Annotated in this window: 13 protein-coding genes; 7 read left to right on the forward strand and 6 right to left on the reverse strand. The window is 65.7% G+C overall.

The window, feature by feature from the left end; all coding sequences use genetic code 11:
• Positions 1-35: 35 nt before the first annotated feature.
• The 4 genes from PX52LOC_RS35140 (at position 36) to PX52LOC_RS35155 (ending at position 6,708) form a co-directional block, all read left to right on the forward strand.
• Positions 36-1,838: a HEAT repeat domain-containing protein gene (locus PX52LOC_RS35140; RefSeq protein ID WP_149114458.1), complete on the forward strand. Its 1,803-nt coding sequence runs from the start codon at positions 36-38 to the stop codon at positions 1,836-1,838.
• A gap of 40 nt (positions 1,839-1,878) precedes the next feature.
• Positions 1,879-3,012, forward strand: a complete 1,134-nt coding sequence (locus PX52LOC_RS35145; RefSeq protein WP_149114459.1) for an ATP-binding protein — start codon at positions 1,879-1,881, stop codon at positions 3,010-3,012.
• 151 nt (positions 3,013-3,163) lie between these two features.
• Positions 3,164-5,476 (forward strand): DUF5682 family protein, encoded by a 2,313-nt coding sequence (locus tag PX52LOC_RS35150; RefSeq protein ID WP_149115717.1) that lies wholly within the window; start codon positions 3,164-3,166, stop codon positions 5,474-5,476.
• 56 nt (positions 5,477-5,532) lie between these two features.
• Complete coding sequence (locus tag PX52LOC_RS35155; protein ID WP_149114460.1) at positions 5,533-6,708, forward strand: VWA domain-containing protein; 1,176 nt, start codon at positions 5,533-5,535, stop codon at positions 6,706-6,708.
• A 72-nt stretch (positions 6,709-6,780) separates the two neighbouring features.
• Here the strand turns inward: PX52LOC_RS35155 and PX52LOC_RS43080 are convergent, their stop codons facing one another.
• Entirely contained in the window at positions 6,781-7,383 is a 603-nt protein-coding gene (locus PX52LOC_RS43080) for an RNA recognition motif domain-containing protein (protein ID WP_246173560.1), read from the reverse strand.
• Between the two features lie 47 nt (positions 7,384-7,430).
• Here PX52LOC_RS43080 and PX52LOC_RS41800 point away from each other — a divergent pair, with 47 nt between their 5' ends.
• From PX52LOC_RS41800 to PX52LOC_RS35175, 3 genes are all read left to right on the forward strand, one after another.
• Positions 7,431-7,793 carry a hypothetical protein gene (locus PX52LOC_RS41800; RefSeq protein ID WP_178132592.1) on the forward strand — a complete coding sequence of 121 codons (363 nt, stop codon included), beginning with the start codon at positions 7,431-7,433 and terminating at the stop codon, positions 7,791-7,793.
• A 105-nt stretch (positions 7,794-7,898) separates the two neighbouring features.
• The gene (gene rpsU / locus PX52LOC_RS35170) at positions 7,899-8,105 is read left to right on the forward strand and encodes a 30S ribosomal protein S21 (protein WP_246173561.1); all 207 of its coding nucleotides are present in this window, start codon (positions 7,899-7,901) and stop codon (positions 8,103-8,105) included.
• A gap of 265 nt (positions 8,106-8,370) precedes the next feature.
• On the forward strand, positions 8,371-9,702 hold the full coding sequence (locus tag PX52LOC_RS35175; RefSeq protein WP_149114462.1) for a Gfo/Idh/MocA family protein: 1,332 nt from the start codon (positions 8,371-8,373) through the stop codon (positions 9,700-9,702).
• Between the two features lie 28 nt (positions 9,703-9,730).
• On the opposite strand, the gene PX52LOC_RS35180 is transcribed toward PX52LOC_RS35175, so the two are convergent.
• The 5 genes from PX52LOC_RS35180 to PX52LOC_RS35200 all read right to left on the reverse strand — a co-directional run bounded on the left by PX52LOC_RS35180 (position 9,731) and on the right by PX52LOC_RS35200 (position 16,879).
• Positions 9,731-10,828: a serine hydrolase domain-containing protein gene (locus tag PX52LOC_RS35180; protein ID WP_149114463.1), complete on the reverse strand. Its 1,098-nt coding sequence runs from the start codon at positions 10,826-10,828 to the stop codon at positions 9,731-9,733.
• Positions 10,829-10,878: 50 nt separating this feature from the next.
• Positions 10,879-12,261: a DUF1501 domain-containing protein gene (locus PX52LOC_RS35185; RefSeq protein WP_149114464.1), complete on the reverse strand. Its 1,383-nt coding sequence runs from the start codon at positions 12,259-12,261 to the stop codon at positions 10,879-10,881.
• Between the two features lie 98 nt (positions 12,262-12,359).
• Positions 12,360-14,684 (reverse strand): PSD1 and planctomycete cytochrome C domain-containing protein, encoded by a 2,325-nt coding sequence (locus PX52LOC_RS35190; RefSeq protein WP_246173562.1) that lies wholly within the window; start codon positions 14,682-14,684, stop codon positions 12,360-12,362.
• Between the two features lie 210 nt (positions 14,685-14,894).
• On the reverse strand, positions 14,895-15,281 hold the full coding sequence (gloA2, locus tag PX52LOC_RS35195) for an SMU1112c/YaeR family gloxylase I-like metalloprotein (RefSeq protein ID WP_149114466.1): 387 nt from the start codon (positions 15,279-15,281) through the stop codon (positions 14,895-14,897).
• Positions 15,278-16,879: an arylsulfatase gene (locus tag PX52LOC_RS35200; protein ID WP_149114467.1), complete on the reverse strand. Its 1,602-nt coding sequence runs from the start codon at positions 16,877-16,879 to the stop codon at positions 15,278-15,280. Before PX52LOC_RS35200 ends, gloA2 begins: the two co-directional genes overlap by 4 nt.
• Between the last annotated feature and the right edge of the window lie 13 nt (positions 16,880-16,892).

Here is a 16,892-nt window from a genome sequence, read left to right on the forward strand (position 1 = left end):
GTCCTCTGTGGTTAAGAACTCCTCGGAACTCTCTCATGAGCATCGCCGTTCTCACGCAGGTTTACACCGAAGCCCGCCGGCTCGCCATCGCCGGCAGCGTCGTCACCCGCGGCGACTTCCGGCTGAAGAAACTCCTGCCGCCGCTCGAACAGGCCGGCAAGCAGGCACCGATCTTCGCGAAGGTCGCGGAAGCGGCCACGAAGGTCATCGACGGCCCGGAAGCGTCGTCGGCCGAGGCGCTGCTCGAACTCACGTCGCTGGTCAACGCGGTGCTGTACACGCAGGGCGAAACCGGCCTTGCCGGCAAACTCGAAGCGGTGGAAACGACCGACCTCGGCGGCAGCATCGTGCAGACGAGTGCCCGCGTGCTGAAGCCGCTGCTCGAAGCCCTCAGCAGCACCGGGTCCGGCCGTCTGGAGTTGGTGAAGGACGCCCACGATCGCGGCCTGTTCCGCGACCTGCGGCTCGTGAAGCCCGCCCTCGCGGCCCTCGACGACCCGTACCCGGAAATCGCCGAACTGATCGCCGAGAAGGTGCTGCCCGTGTACGGCAAAGCGATCCTGCCCGAGCTTCGCGCGAAGTACGATCTGAAGGGCACGAAAGGCCACCCGCGGCGGCTGACGTTGATGCACGCCATCGACCCCGCCGGCGCGAAGGAGTTGGTAAAGGCCGCACTCGACGGCGGGTCCAAGGAAGTGAAAGTTGCCGCGATCGCGTGCCTGGGAGCCGACGACCTGTCGTTCCTCCTCGAACAGGCGGCGGCGAAAGCCCAGGACGTTCGCGCCGCCGCGTACCGGGCACTCGCCGGGATCGACAAACCGGACGCGGTCGCGGTGCTGGCGAAGGCGGTCGCGGGCAAAGACTACGAAATTGCCGCCGCCGCGATCGAACACGGAACGAACCCGAAACTCGTGGCCGTCCTCGCGACCGAGATTCGCTCTGCCGTGGACAGCGTGCCGAAACTGAAGGACAAGAAGCAGATTAGCACGGCCGTTGAACGGATCGTTCACCTCTTCTGCTGCTTCCCGAAGGGAGAGCACCCGGCCGCCGATGCGTTGATCCTCGACGTCTTCGCCCGCCGCGGCGAACTGGCGAAGACCAAGGGGGCCACATTCTCGGGCAGCGACATCGGCGAGACAGTCGTGCAGGTGATGGCCGACGGCTCGAAGGCCATCCGGCAAGCCTTGGTCGCCGCCCATGCTGATCTGACGGCCGACGAACTCGAGCATGCGTTCACTGCCGGCCGTGGGTGCCTCACCTCGGCGAAGTTGTTCGACACCTTCTCGCCGTACATGACGGCGAAGGTGGACGAGAAGAAGAAGGCAAAAGACCCCGCGTGGGCGAAGCGGGAAGCCGTCATCGACGGCATTGAGTGCGACCCTCACCACCGCAACCGGGACGACGAAGACGACGATGACAACGGCCCGTATCACCCGAAAACGCCCTATGACCCGCGGTGGCTCGACTTGGCCGTCGGCATCAAGCGGCTAGACCTCGTTCAGTCGCTGGCGCAACCCGGCCACGCCGCTGCTCAGGCGTTCGCGAAGGCCGAGTTCGACGCGGCCCTCAAGAAAGCCAAAACGCCGATCGACGTTCAGCAACACGTCACCACGCTCATCGACTTGCGCCACCCGAACGCGGTCGAGGCGTTCTTTGCGGGCCTCGGCAAACGAGGGAAGAAAACCCCGTACTACCACTACTACTGGTTCGCCAATTCCATCCCGCAGTTGCCGAAAGAAGCAATCACGCGCCTGGAAGAATTTGCCGCAACCCTGCCCGAGCACGAATCGAACCACTGGCTAGAAATGATCCACAAGTTGCGAACCAAGTCCGAGTAACCATCCTGCTCCCGAACATTCTTTCCCCGAGTGCCCGCTCATGGCCAAGAAGAAAGCCGACGACGCCCCCGCCCCGACCCCGCCGGCCGCGACCGGCAACATGCTCCGCGCGCCGGCCGAGGTGCTGTACGCCGAGGAGTTGGAGCAACTCGCCAAGACCGACACCCACCCGAAGCCGCCCAACTGGAAGATGTCGCCGCGGGCCGTCGCCACGTACATCACCGGCGGCAAGGCCGGCACGATGACCATCACGCCAAAGTACATCGGCCACAAGCGGCTCGTCGAAATCGCCATCAGCACACTCGTCACCGACCGGGCGCTGTTGCTCATCGGCGAACCCGGCACGGCGAAGTCGTGGCTGTCCGAACACCTCGCGGCCGCCATCAACGGCGATTCAACGAAGGTGGTGCAAGGCACGGCCGGCACGACGGAAGAGCAGATTCGCTACACCTGGAACTACGCCATGCTGATCGCCCGCGGGCCGAGCCCGGAGGCGCTCATCAAGTCGCCGGTCTTCCGGGCGATGGAGTCCGGCACCCTCGCCCGCTTCGAAGAAATCACCCGTTGCGCCGCCGAAGTGCAGGACGCGCTCATCTCGCTGCTTTCCGAGAAGCGCGTCGCGGTGCCGGAACTGGCGACCGAGGTGCCCGCGGCGAAGGGCTTTTCGATCATCGGCACGGCCAACACCCGGGACCGCGGCGTCAACGACATGTCGGCCGCCCTCAAGCGGCGGTTCAACACGGTCGTCCTACCGACCCCGAACACGCTGGAAACCGAGGTCGAGATTGTCCGCAAGCGGGTGAAGGAACTCGGCACCAACCTCGAACTGAAGGCCGCCCCGCCGAGTGAGGACGCGGTCACGCAGGTCGTCACCATCTTCCGTGAACTGCGGGCCGGCCAAACGCTCGACGGCAAGAGCAAGTTGAAGGTGCCGAGCGGCGTGCTGTCCACCGCCGAAGCGATCTCCGTGCTGGCGAACGGCATGGCCCTGGCCGGGCACTTCGGCAGCGGCGAAGTCTCGGCCCACGACCTATCGGCCGGCTTGCAAGGGGCTGTCGTGAAGGACGAAGAGAAGGACAAGATCGTCTGGCAGGAGTACCTGTCGAACGTGTTGAAGAAACGCGGCTCCGAGTGGCGGCCGTTGTTCACCGCCTGTTCGGAGTCAAACTCCTGACGACGCGAGCCGTTGATGTAGCCGCAGGCTTTAGCCTGCGAGAACCTGCCACCGGCATCGATCATCCTCCCCTGCACCGAGACGTTCACCGGCAGGGGCCGCACGCAGGCTGAAGCCTGCGGCTACACGATCACGGAGCCCATTCGTGTCCATGACTGGCCTGCACGTCTTCGGCGTCCGCCACCTGTCGCCCGGCGGGGCGTGGCACCTTCGCGCGTTGCTCGATAGCGTTCGGCCAAAGGTCGTGCTCATTGAAGGGCTGGCCGACGCGGACGAACTCGTCCACCACATCACGAAGAAGGGCACGAAGCCGCCCGTCGCCATCCTCGCGTACACCGATTCGGTGCCGGTGCGAACGCTAGTCTACCCGCTGGCGGCGTACAGCCCGGAGTTCCAGGCGATGCTCTGGGCGAAGGAGAACAACGCCCGCGTCGAGTTCATCGACCTGCCGTCGGACATCTTCCTCGGCCTACAAGACGTGGAAATCGAGCGCATGGCCAAGCGGGCCGAGGCGAAGCCCGGCGAGACGCCCGCCCCGGACGCGAACGCTTGGCGGCCGGAGCACGGTGGCTCGCTCTACGACCGCATCGCCGAGCGGTGCGGTGAGGCCGACTACGATGCGTATTGGGAGCGTCGCTACGAGCACAATCTGAACCACGACAGCTACCGACTCGCCGCCCACGAACTCGGACGCGAACTGCGGGCGGAACCCGACGAACCCGTGTGGCGGGCCGAGAACCTCGTCCGCGAAGCGTTCATGCGACGGCGGATCAAGGAGGTTCTGGCCGACGGAGTAAAGGCGAATCAGGTCGTCGCCGTCGTCGGCGCGTTCCACGCCCCGGTGCTGACGGACGATCACCCGGCGATGACCGACGCGGAACTCGCGTCGCTCCGCCGCCGGTCGAGCAAGCTGACGCTGATGCCGTACTCGTACTTCAAGTTGTCCAGCCAGTCCGGATACGGAGCCGGCAACCGTGCCCCGGCGTACTTCGACCTGTTCTGGGAGATGCTGAATACCGGGGGTCTTGAAGACCTGCCGCTACGCTACCTGTCGGAAGTCGTCCGCAAACTCCGTGGGGCCGGCACGCACCGCTCGACGGCCGAAGTGATCGAAGGCGTGCGACTCGCCCGCACGCTGGCGGCGATGCACGACGGTAGTGCGCCGACGCTCGGCGACCTACACGACGCGGCCGTCACCCTCGTCGGCGGCGGCGAAGTCTCCACTATTGCGGAAGCCCTCTCGCACGTCGACGTCGGCACGGCCATCGGCGAACTGCCGAAGGGTGTGACCCGCACGTCGATTCAGGAAGACTTCGACCGGCAGATGGCCCGCCTGAAGTTGGAGAAGTTCAAGAAGACCGTCGCCGAGGAACTGACGCTCGACCTCCGCGAGAACCGGCACGTCAAGACGACCGAAGCGGCGTTTCTCGACTTGAATCGCTCATCGTTCCTGCACCGCCTACGGGTACTGGAGATCGGCTTCGCGAAGCCGCTGGCCCGCAACAATCAGCAGACGACGTGGGCCGAGGCGTGGAAACTTCAGTGGAGTCCCGAGCACGAGATTTCGCTGGTCGAGGCGGTCCTCCTCGGCGAGACGGTCGAACTGGCGACGGCATACAAGTTCAAGCAACGCCTTGACGCCGCGACCGGCATTGCCGAGGCCGCCGACGTGGTGAAGGACGCCTGCTTGTGCGGCCTGTCGGCGTCGATGGACCTCGCCCGCAAGCGATTGCAGGAACTGGCCGCCGTCAGTTCCGACCTCGCGGCCATCGCCCACGCGGCCACGGCCCTCAGCCAGGTCGTGCGGTACGGCGACGTGCGGAAGTTCGACCCGGCCCCGCTGTTGCCGCTGATCGACGAACTGTTCGTGCAGGGTGCCCTCGCCCTCTTCCCGGCCGCGAACTGCGACAACGCGGCGGCCGGGCAACTGGCGGATGCCATCGAGGAACTGAACCGCATCTCGCTCGAACACCACGAGCGCGTCGAGGGCGAATTGTGGGTGACACAATTGCGGAAGCTCTCCGACGCCGACGACCGCAACCCGCTGCTGTCCGGCTTCGCGTGTGCCGTGCTGCTCGAACGCGGCCTGATCGCCACGGAAGACCTGGCGCGTGAGGTGTCGCGGCGGCTGTCGCCGGGCATCCCCGCCGACCTCGGGGCGGGGTGGTTCGAGGGACTATCGAAGCGGAACCGGGCGGCGTTATTGGCTCGCCAACCGCTGTGGATCGAACTCGCCGGGTACGTGCAATCGCTCGACGACGACCAGTTAAAGCGGGCGATCGTTTTCCTCCGCCGCGCCTTCGGCGGTTTCTCCCCGCAGCAGAAGCGACAGATCTGCGAGAACCTCGCCGAGTTGTGGGGCGTGAACGCCGACGACGCAAAGGAAGCACTCGACACGCCGCTGACCGAGGCGGAGCAACAGAAACTGACCGACCTGAACGAGTTCTCGTTCGACGACATCTGAAAGTGCCAAAAGCCCAGGCACGGCCGTGCCTGGGCTTTCGCCCACGAGAAAACCCCATGCCCGACCCCAACCAACTCCTCCGCTGGCGGCTCATCCTCGGCAAGGACTCGCAGCAGTCCCTCGACGACATGGGCGGTTGCCCGCTCTCCGATGCGGACGCGGAGATCGACGCCGCCCTCGCGGCCATCTACGACGACGTGCCGGAGGACGGAAGTTCCGGCGGTCGCTCGGCCGGCCTCGGCTCGTCGGCCCCGCGGCTGGCGAAGTGGCTCGGCGACATCCGCAGCTACTTCAAGGAAGACGTGGTGTCCGTCATCCAGACCGACGCCATCGAGCGCCGCGGCCTCAAGCAACTCCTGTTCGAGCCGGAGACACTGAAGAGCGTGCAGCCGAACATTGCCCTCGTCGGCACGCTCATGTCGCTGTCCGGCCGCATCCCGGAGCGGACAAAGGAGACGGCCCGCATGGTCGTTTCGGCCGTCGTCGAGGAAGTCAAGAAGAAGCTCGAACAGCGACTCAGACAAGCGGTGATGGGTGCGCTCAACCGCAAGGAGCACTCGCCGTTGCCGTCGGCCAGTGCCATCGACTGGAAGTGGACGATCGGCCGGAACTTGAAGAACTACAACGCGGAAGTCGGGACCATCGTCCCGGAGCGGGTCTACTTCTACAGCCGGTCGCAGCGGTCGAACGCCTGGACGGTCATCGTGGACATGGACCAGAGCGGGTCGATGGCCGACTCGGTCGTGTACGGGGCGATCTGCGGGTCGATCTTCGCCAGCCTGCCGGCCCTCGACACGCACGTCGTCGCGTTCGACACCGAGGTCGTGGACCTGACCGAGAAGTGCGGCAACGACCCGGTGGACATGATCTTCGGCGTGCAACTCGGCGGCGGCACCGACATCAACAAGTCGGTCGCGTACTGCGAGAAGTTTATCACCGACCCGCGGAAAACGCTGTTCATCCTCATCACCGACCTGTTCGAAGGCGGGAACGAAGCCCAACTCGTCCGCCGCATGGGCGAGATGACGGCCGCCGGCGTGAAGGCGATCTGCCTGCTGGCCCTCGCGGACAACGGTGCCCCGTGCTACGACGAGGGGTTGGCCCGGAAGTTGTCCGCCCTCGGCGTGCCGTGTTTCGCGTGTACACCGGCGCGGCTGCCCGACCTGGTGGAAGGGGCACTCCGCGGCGCAGACTTGACGAAACTGGCGACGAAGACCGAGCCGAAGAAGTGAGTGGGCCGAGGGCGTGAGATGAAAAAAGCCCCGGCAATTTTGCCGGGGCTCGTGTGTTGTGTTCAAATTCGCTTAGTAGCGGCCACCACCGCCACCGCTGCGACCGCCACCGTAGCCACCGCCACCACCGCTGCGGCCGCCACCGTAGCCGCCGCGACCACCACCGCCACCGCCGCCACGGTCTTCACGAGGCTTGGCCTCGTTCACCGTCAGGGTGCGGCCGTCCAGCTGCGCCCCGTTGAGGGCCTGGATCGCGGCGTCACCACCGTCGGCCATGTCGACGAAGGCAAACCCACGGGGACGGCCAGTTTCCCGGTCCATGATCAGTTGGACCTTGGTGACGGAGCCGTACTGGGAGAACGCTTCCCGGAGTTGGTCTTCGGTCGTGGAAAAGGACATGTTGCCGACGTACAAGTTCTTGGACATTCGTCTCTCGACAAAGAGCAGGAAATAGACGGGACTAAGTCGCGTCTGCGCCGGCAGGCGGTTGCCTGCCGGTAAGAACATTGTATCGTCATTCGGGCAAGTCTCGCCAGACGGATTCTCGCTTTCTTCCGCTTTCGGCTCACTTCCCAGCGAATTAATCGCGAGAAATCTTTGCGAATTGTTGAAGTTGTTGCCGGGATAGACCGGACGCAGAGCGATTTTTCGGCCGAGAAAATGGTAGCCGGACAATCGTCGCCCCATAAGATATCCTGTTGATTCCAGTCCGGGGACCCAGGATGCGCAAAAAAGAACCGACGGAGTGGGTCGTTTATAAGGCGGCGGTCGAAAAGAATTTGGGCGGGCACCACGCTGTCTGTTCGCAGCAGGAGTGGGAGGATTTGGAGAAGTCGCTGCCCGGCGTTCACACGCTGATTCGGGCGCACATCGGCAACGAGGCCGAGGCGGAGCAGTTCGCCCGGGCGTTGCAAACCGTCCCGCCGGTCCCCCGCGTGGTCAAGCCGACGGCCCTCGCGTTGCGAAAACAAGCCGAGCGGGCGGCCCGTATTGCCGCTCTCGCCAATCCCGCCCCGCCGCAGGGGACAACCACCGACGATCCCCCGGCCAACGCCACCGCGGAACCGGCGGACGAACAGCCCTAAAAATCTGCCGGCCCCACCCCAGAACGATCTGGGATTTTCACGGCCGAGTCAGTAATATCGCTATCTGGAAACTTTTTACCAACGGGAGACAAAATGGGACTGCGGATGCGAGTACACGACCGGGAACCGATCGCGGCAGCGATGCGCCGGTTCAAGAAGCTCATCGAACGAAGCGGGATGAAGAAGGAACTCCGGGCGCACGAGTATTACGAAAAGCCGTGCGAGGAACGGAGCCGGAAGGAGCGGAACCGAGCCAACGTGATCCGCAAGGCCGCCCTCGGCCGACCGCCGAAGGAACGCAAGGCGTTCTAACCCTCAGCGGGACTCACTTCTGACCTTTGCCGCACCACACACATCGGCTGTCGAATCAGGTCCGTGGCTATCGCCCGGACCTGTTCATCCCACCACGCGATCAATTTCAACGATTGAGTTACATCTCCCTCGCGGTAAGATACCGGGCGATGATGGCACTCCATAGCCGTGGAGTTCCTTCGCCTCCCTCGGTTCAGCATTCCGCTCGCCCAGATGAAGGGCCAACGCCCCTGACTCCTCCGCTTCCCCTCCCGGAGCCACTTCCATGGACCGCCGCGACTTTCTCCTTGCCACCTCGGCCGGCCTAGCCGCGTCGGGCGGGCATTTCGCCACCGCTGCCGAACCGAAGCCGCTTCGCGTTGGCCTGATCGGGTGCGGGTGGTACGGCAAGTCCGACCTGTTCCGGCTCCTTCAAGTGAACCCGGCTGAGGTCGTCTCGCTGTGCGACGTGGACAGCAAGATGCTCGTCGATGCCGCGGAGATGACGGCCCAACGGCAGGCGTCCAAGAAGAAGCCGCGGACCTACGGCGACTACCGCGAGATGCTCAAGGAGAAAGACCTCGATGTGGTCATGGTCGAAACGCCGGACCACTGGCACGCCCTACCGATGATCGCCGCGTGCGAAGCCGGGGCGGACGTGTGGGTGCAGAAGCCGGTCAGCGTGGACGTGGCCGAGGGGAAGGCGATGCTCGACGCCGCCCGCAAGCACAACCGCGTGGTGCAGGTCGTCACCCAACGACGGAGCACCCCGCACCTCGTCGAAGCCAAGAAGGAGTTCGTCGATTCCGGCCGCCTCGGGACGATCGGCCTCGTCGAGATTTACTGCTACTACCACATGCGGACGCGGGAGAACCCGCCGGACACGGCCCCGCCGCCGAACCTCGACTATCCGATGTGGACCGGGCCGGCCCCGATGCGGCCGTACAACAAGCTCGTCCACCCGCGGAGTTGGCGAGCGTTCACCGAGTACGGCAACGGCATCATCGGTGACATGTGCATCCACATGTTCGACATGGCCCGGTGGATGCTCGACCTCGGCTGGCCGACCCGCGTCTCGTCGTCCGGCGGCATCTTCATCGACAAGAAGAGCAAGGCGAACATTACCGACACGCAGACCGCCACCTTCGAGTACCCCGCCTTCGACATCGTCTGGCAGCACCGCACCTACGGCCCGGCCGCCGACCCGCAGTACCCGTGGGGGGCGACGTTCTACGGCGACAAGGGCACGCTGAAGGCGAGCGTGATGGGGTACGACTTCATCCCGCAGGGCGGCAAGGCGGTCCACAAGGACGTGACCTACGAGTTGGACAAGTACCCAGAGGACAAGACGGAGAAGGACCTGGAGAAGCACGTCGCCCCGGCCGTGCGTGCCCACTGGCTCGACTTCCTGAAGGCCCGCGAAAACCGGGGCAAGCCGGTCGCGGACATCGAACAGGGCTACATCTCGTCGGCCAGTTGCATCCTGGCGAACATGAGCCAGCAACTCGGCCGCACGCTGGCCTGGGACGCGGAGAAGCACCAAATCATCGGCGACGACGAGGCGAACAAGCGGCTCAAGCGGCCGTACCGCCAGCCGTGGGTCCACCCGGCCGGTTAAGGATGGGGCCGGCCAGAAACGTCCCTTATCAGTTAGTCTTCTTTGCCGCCGGACGGACTTCGAGTTTCGCGACGGCTTGCTTTACCTTGTCCTGACCGGCGGCGTCCGCCGGCAGGGCCTCGGCCCGACATGCGGGCAACAGTTTATCCCAGATGGCGTTCAGTTCAGCTTGCATGTTCGCGCCCCCGGCCGTCATCGCAACCACCACGTCTTGTTCGGGCAGCACGACGCAGAATTGCCCGCCGGCCCCGTCGCCGCGGAAGGCGTTGTGGGTGCACCGCCAGAATTGAAAACCGTACCCTTGTTGCCAGTCCACGCCGATCTTGGCGTGGGATTCCTGGTCGTTCGGCACCTGCTTGCTCGTGGCCTGCCCGACCCACGCCTCCGGGATCAGTTGTTTACCGTTCCACTTCCCCTTTTGCAGGTACAACTGCCCGAGCTTGGCGATGTCTTCGGTATGGACCTTGAGGCCGCTGCCGCCGATCGAATTGCCCTCGGGACTGCTCGCCCATTCGGGGTCTTTGATCCCCAACGGCTCAAACAACCGCGGCTTCAGGTATTCCAGCGAGGTCTTGCCGGTCACCTTGGTGACGATGGCCGAGAGCACGTAGCTGCCCAGGCTGTTGTACTGGAAGTGTGTACCGGGCTTGTGGGCCACGGGATGGGCCAGGAACTGCTTGACCGACGGCCCGCCGACGGTCTTCGCCTCGGTGTCGTGGCCGCAGCTCATGGTCAGCAAATCGCGGACCGTCATGGCCTTGAGGTTGTCGGACGGGTTGGCCGGGGCGTCGGCGGGGAAGAACTTCAGCACCGGGTCGTCCAGGCTCAGTTTGCCGTCCGCGACCGCCAGCCCGACGGCCGTGGAATTGAAGCTCTTGCTGACCGAGTTCAGCACGTGCCGCTTGTCCGCCGCCTCGGGCTTCCACCACCCCTCGGCAATCACGTGGCCGTGCCGCACGACCATGAAGCTGTGCATCGTGTTGATCTTGTCGAGCGCTTCGACGAACTCGCGAACGGCCGCGGACGAAACGCCCTGGACCTCGGGCGTACTCCGCGGTAGGTCGGCCGAACCCGCGAACGTGCCAGTGAAGGCCACGAAGAGGACCACGAGAGACGGGCGGAACATGAACGACTCCGGGAGAGGTAGAAGTCAGAGCCCCGTTGACCGGCGAAGGGTCACGCGATGATTTCGTCCACGACGCGGCCGCTCACGTCCGTCAGGCGGAAGTCACGGCCACTGAAGCGGTACGTCAGTTTCTCGTGGTCGAGGCCGAGCAAGTGCAGCACCGTGGCGTGCAGGTCGTGGACGCTCACGCGGCCCTCGGTCGCCTTGAAGCCGAACTCGTCAGTCGCCCCGTGGACGAACCCGCGCTTCACGCCGCCGCCGGCCATCCACATGGTGAACCCGTAGTGGTTGTGGTCCCGGCCGTCGCCGTTCTCCGACACCGGCGTGCGGCCGAACTCCCCGCCCCAGACGACGAGCGTGTCGTCCAGCAAACCCCGCTGCCGAAGGTCTTTCAGCAAGGCCGCGATCGGTCGGTCGATCTCGCCGCACTTCTTCTTCAACTCGCCGTTGATGCCGCTGTGGTGGTCCCACCCGCCGAGGGAGAGCTGCACGAACCGGACGCCACGCTCGACCAATCGCCGGGCGAGCAGGCAACCGCGGGCGAACTCGCCGGTGCCGTAGGAATCCCGCACGGCCTGCGTTTCGCGGCGGGTGTCGAACGCCTCGCCGGCGGCCGTCTGCATGCGGAAGGCCGTCTCCATCGCCTTCACACGGGCTTCCAACTGGGGGTCGTGGCCGTTCGCCGCCGCGTGGGACTTGTTGAACGCCTGGAGGGCGTCGAGTTGCCGCTTCTGGTCGGCCGGGCCGACGGCCGGGTTCTTCAGGTGGCGGATCATCTTCTCCGGGTCGGACTCGGCCGCCGAAACGCGGGTCGCCTGGAACTGGCCGGGCAAGTACCCGCTCCGCTCGAACCCGACCTGGCCGAAGCCGCCGCCGAGCGAGACGAAGCCGGGGAGGTCTGCGTTTTCAGAGCCGAGGCCGTAAGACACCCACGAACCGATACCGGGGTGCGTGGCGTCGATCCGGCCGCTGGCCATGAAGTTCGCGGCCGGCGAGTGGTTTGGGTTCGTCGCGTAGACGGACCGCAGGATGCACAACTCGTCGACCACCTCGCGCACGTTCGGCATCAGGTCGCTCACCGGCAGCCCGGACTTGCCGCCCGGCCGGAACTTGAACGCCGACGGGAGGATCCCACCGGTGACGCGCTCGGTCCGCAGGTCGGCCGCCCCCGGCCGCTTCCCGGCGTGCTTTTCGAGGATCGGCTTCGGATCGAACATATCCAGGTGTGACGGCCCGCCGGCCATGAACAGGAAAATGACCCGCTTGGCCCGCGGCTTGAAGTGCGGCTTCCCCGGCACGACGGCCGGAACCGCGAGCGTGTCGGCGGCTTGCAGGTAGCTCGCGAGCCCGAGCAGGCCGACACTGCCGCCGAGTTCGCGGAGGAACGACCGGCGGGTCGGGCCGAACGGATCAGCGGAGTCGAATGGCGTCATCGGAAGCTCGCCTCTCTTTGGAACCCAGGGCGGAAGCGACGGGGTGCGTAGACACCCTCGCCGCTCCGTCGCTTCCGCCCTGGGTTCCAAAAGCACCGTTAGTTTAGGAACAAGAACTCATTGCTTGCCAAGAGCGTCTGGGCGAGCAGCTCCCACGCAGGCGGGTCGCCGTCCTTCGTCGGGCGGACGAGGTTGAGGGCCGTCGCCAACTCGTCGGCCGTCGGGTCACGCAAGAGCACCCGGCGGAAGATCGCCTTCGCCCGGTCTTCGTCCGACTGCCCGGTGGAAGTCGTCGCCGACGCCTTCGCCACGGCCGACGCCGACTGACGGACGAATGGGCTGTTGAGGAAGTAGAGTTGCTGCACGGGGGTCGTCGTCGTCTCGCGCTTCTCACCGTGGCCGCGCGGGTCGGGCAGGTCGAATAGTTTGTGGATGTCCGCCGGCCGCTCGCGACTCACCTTGCCGTAGACCGTCCGGCGGGTGTTCCGCGGCGAGTCCAGATTGTCCGACGGCCCGCCTCCGGCGAGGCTGAGTTGGCCGCTCACCTGGAGAGTCGCGTCCCGCCACGCTTCGAGGTCTAACCGCTTTCGGGGTGCCCGCCACAGCCAGCGGTCGTCCGCATCGGCGACGGCGGCCTTCTCGTCGTGGCGGCTCGATTGCCGGTACGCCGCGGACGTGACCAATTCGCGGACCAGCCACTTCATCGACCAGCCTTTGGCGACGAACCGGGCGGCCAGGTCGTCGAGCAACTCGGGATGCGTCGGGCGGTCGCCGAGCGCGCCGAAGTTGCTGGGGGTGGTCACGAGGTGCCGGCCGAACACCCAGCCCCACGCCCGGTTGACGAACACGCGAGCCGTCAGCCCGCTTGCGTTGGTCACGATCGCATCGGCCAGTTCCCGCCGGCCGCTGCCCGTCTGGAACGGCCGCGGCTCGCCGGACGAAAGGACGCCCAAGAACCGCCGGGGAACGATCTCCCCCGGCCGACTCGGGTTGCCCCGGATGAAGACGGGCAGGTCGCGGAACTCACCGGGCTTGTAGTCGATCAGCGTCCACGCCGGGTCGTCGCCGTTGACCCACGTCCCGGCGTCCCGGACGACGTTCGCGACTTGCCGGGTGTCCAGCCGGCGGTCCCGCCGCTTGAGTTCCTCGACTTTCGCCTCAAGCTCCTTGATCTTCGGGTCGAACGGGGCGGTGTCCTTTTTCTCCTTTGCGGCCGTCCCGCGCATCTCCTTCGCGTAGCTGAGGCGGAGCGTCGCGTCGAGTAAGTCCCGCCGGACGGCCATCATCGTTTCCTGGTCCGCGTCGGCGTCGGCCTTCAGCGGCCGTTCCGCGAGTTGCGTGTTCGCCATCACCCCGGCGAGGGCGTAGTAGTCCTCCGCGGTGATCGGGTCGAACTTGTGGTCGTGGCACCGGGCACAGGCGACCGTCAGGCCGAGGAACCCGCGGGTGATGACATCGACCCGCTCGTCCCACTCGTCGGCCACGAAGTTGGCAATCACGTCCTTCGACAGCTTCGGTTCCTTGTGGTAGACCGGCGACAGGCCGAGGAACCCGAGGGCCGGGTAGTCTGCGACCGGCGTGTCCGGCGTCAGGTCGGCGGCGAGTTGCAGCCGCACGAACCGGTCGAACGGTACGTCGGCGTTGAACGCCCCAATCACCCAGTCGCGGTAGCGGTACGGGAACCGCGGCGGCCGGCTCGTCGCCTCGCTCGTCGAGTTATCCTCGGCGTACCGGGCCACGTCGAGCCAGTGGCGGGCCCACGTCTCCCCGAACCGCGGCGACGCGATCAACTCATCGACCAACCGCTCGTAAGCGTCGGACCGGGTGTCGGCGGCGAACGTCTCGACTTGCTCGAACGTGGGCGGAAGCCCGGTCAGATCGAAGTACACCCGGCGGATCAGCGTGCGGCGGTCCGCGGCCGGCGCGGGGGCAAGTTTCTGTTCGTCGAGCTTGCTCAGGATGAAGGCGTCGGCCTTCGTGACCGGCCACTTCGCGTTCGAGACTTCCGGGGCGGGGCGTTCGGCAACGGGCTGGAACGACCAGAACTTGCGGGCCGCGTCGCCGACTTCGGGCTTGGCCGGGGTCGCGGCCGGCAGCGGTGCCCCCATTTTCACCCACTTCCGCAGATCGGCTACGGCGGCGTCTGGGAGTTTGCCCTTCGGCGGCATCGCGGGAACGTCCGCGGCATGTGCGACGACCTTCAGGAGCATACTCTCTTCGTCGTTCGCCTTCACGGCTGGGCCGGTGTCGCCGCCCTTGCGGAAGCCGTCGGGGGTGTCGAGTTGGAGGCCGCCCTTCGTCTTCTTCGCGGCGGCCGAGTGGCAGGAGTAGCAGTGCTCGACGAGGACCGGCCGGACCTTCTTCTCGAAGAAATCGACGCCGTCGTCCGCCCGACAAATGGTCGGCAGAAGGGTGACGATCACCAGAGTGAGAACGGGCCACGCGCGGCGATGGTGTGGGGCGGCCGCGGTCGGAGGGTGTCCGGCGTGCATAACCATTACCGGGGCGGGGGCGAAAGGGGTATTGGCAGGATTACCGCGTAATTCTAATTGAGGTGCGTCCCATTATCCAGATCAAAGTCGGTCCACCGCCAAGTTTCACGCCGGCCGAGACGCCCCACCGCTACTTCGGGATTACCGCTCGTAGAGTTCCAGCGGCAAACCGTCCGGGTCGGCGAAAAAGGTGAACCGCTTCCCGGTGTACGGGTCGAGCCGCACCGCCTCGGCCGCGATCCCGTGCCGGGCGAGATCGGCCACCGCCGCGTCGATGTCCTCGACCTCGAAGGCCAAGTGCCGGAGGCCGCACGCTTCGGGGTATGAGGGCCGCTTCGGCGGGTTCGGGAAGGAGAACAACTCGATCTGTGTCCCGTCCGGCAACCGCAGATCGAGTTTGTACGAGGCCCGCTCGGCCCGGTAGACCTCGGCCACGACCGTTAACCCCAACACCTGGGTGTAGAACCACTTCGACCGTTCGTAGTCCGAACAGATGATCGCGACGTGGTGCGTCCGCAGAAGGTTCATGGGCTGCCGGGTTTCTTTTCGGGTTCGTGTGGGACGCCCTTCTTGGCTTGAGCCGCGTAGTCGTCGAACTGCTTCTGCCACAGGGCGGCCATTTCGCGGACCTTCTCGGGATGATCCTTGGCGCGATCTTTCGTCTCGGTGGGATCGGCGCTCACGTCGTAGAGTTCCCATGCGTTCGCCTTCCCGGCGGCGACGATCTTCCAGTCGCCGACGCGCAGGGCACGGTTGCCCTCGTGCGCCCACCAGATCGACCCGCGTGGTACGGGTCCATCCTTGGCGAAGACCGACACCAGACTTCTCCCCGGCAGTTCCGGCGCGTCGGGGACTTTCGCCGCCGGCCCGCCGGCCAGTTCGAGTATCGTTGGCACGAGATCGACGACGTGCCCAGGCGTCTGGCGGAGTTCGCCGCGGGCGGGAATGCCCTTCGGCCAGTGGACCAGCAGCGGCGTGCAGATACCGCCCTCGTGGACCCACGTCTTGTGACGGCGGAACGGCGTGTTGCACAGGCTCGACCAACCGGGACCGATGCTCAGGAACGTCGCCCCGGTGCCGCACTCGGCGTGCGGGTCGTGCCCGTCGCCGCGTACCATGATCTCGGCACTCGCCCCGTTGTCCGAGAAGAACAGAATCAGCGTGTCTTCGAACTTCCCCGCCTTCTTCACCGCGTCCACAACACGGCCGATCTCGTGGTCCATCCGATCGACCATCGCGGCGTGGACGGCCATTTTGTCGGCCTGGAACTGCCGCTGTTCGGGCGTCAGATCGGCCCACGCCAACGGGCGGTTCAGTTCGTTCGGGCCGAGCTTCTTCATCGCCTCCGGGAAGGCATACGGCGGGCCGAGGTCGCGTTCGATCGGCGGCAGCGCGTCGCCGAGTTTCAGGTCTTTCATCCGCTTCCAACGCGCGTCCCGCAACTCGTCCCACCCGGCGAGGTACTTCTTCCGGTACTTCGCAACGTCCTCGGCCGGAGCCTGCACCGGAAAGTGCGGGGCCGTGAATGCGACGAACTCGAAGAATGGCTGGGTCGGGTGCTTCTCGAAGTGTTCGTTCAGGTAGGTGATGGCGTGATCGGCGATCACCGTGCTGGAGTAGTAACCGGCCTTCGGATCAACGGCGGGTAACGACTTGTCGTCTTCCGTGTGTTGTTTCGGCGCGAAGTGCCGGTCGTGGTCGTTGAGGCTGTAGGATCGCTCAAAGCCCGCTGGCAGCACCTTGCCGTCCACGTGCCACTTGCCGGCGTGGTACGAGTGGTAGCCGCGGGCCGCGAGAAACTCGGGCAGCAACTTCGCCCACGCCGGCCGCACGCCCTGGCTACCGCTTTTCACGCCCGGCACGGTGTCCCGCCGGACTTGTTGGGCGTAGTAGCCGGTCAGCACGGCGGCCCGCGTCGGCCAGCACCGGGCGGTGTTGTGGAACTGCGTGAACCGTAGGCCGTTCTTCGCCAGCGCGTCGAGGTTCGGCGTGTCGATCTCGCCGCCGTAACTGCCGAGGTCCGAGAACCCCATGTCGTCAGCGAGAATGAGCAGAACATTCGGCCGCTCGGCGGCGGTCACCGAGGGCACGAAAAAAACGAGGGCGAACAGGGAGAAAAGTCTCACGGCAAATCCTCGG

It is taken from the genome of Limnoglobus roseus (assembly GCF_008254045.1).
Classification (GTDB): domain Bacteria; phylum Planctomycetota; class Planctomycetia; order Gemmatales; family Gemmataceae; genus Limnoglobus; species Limnoglobus roseus.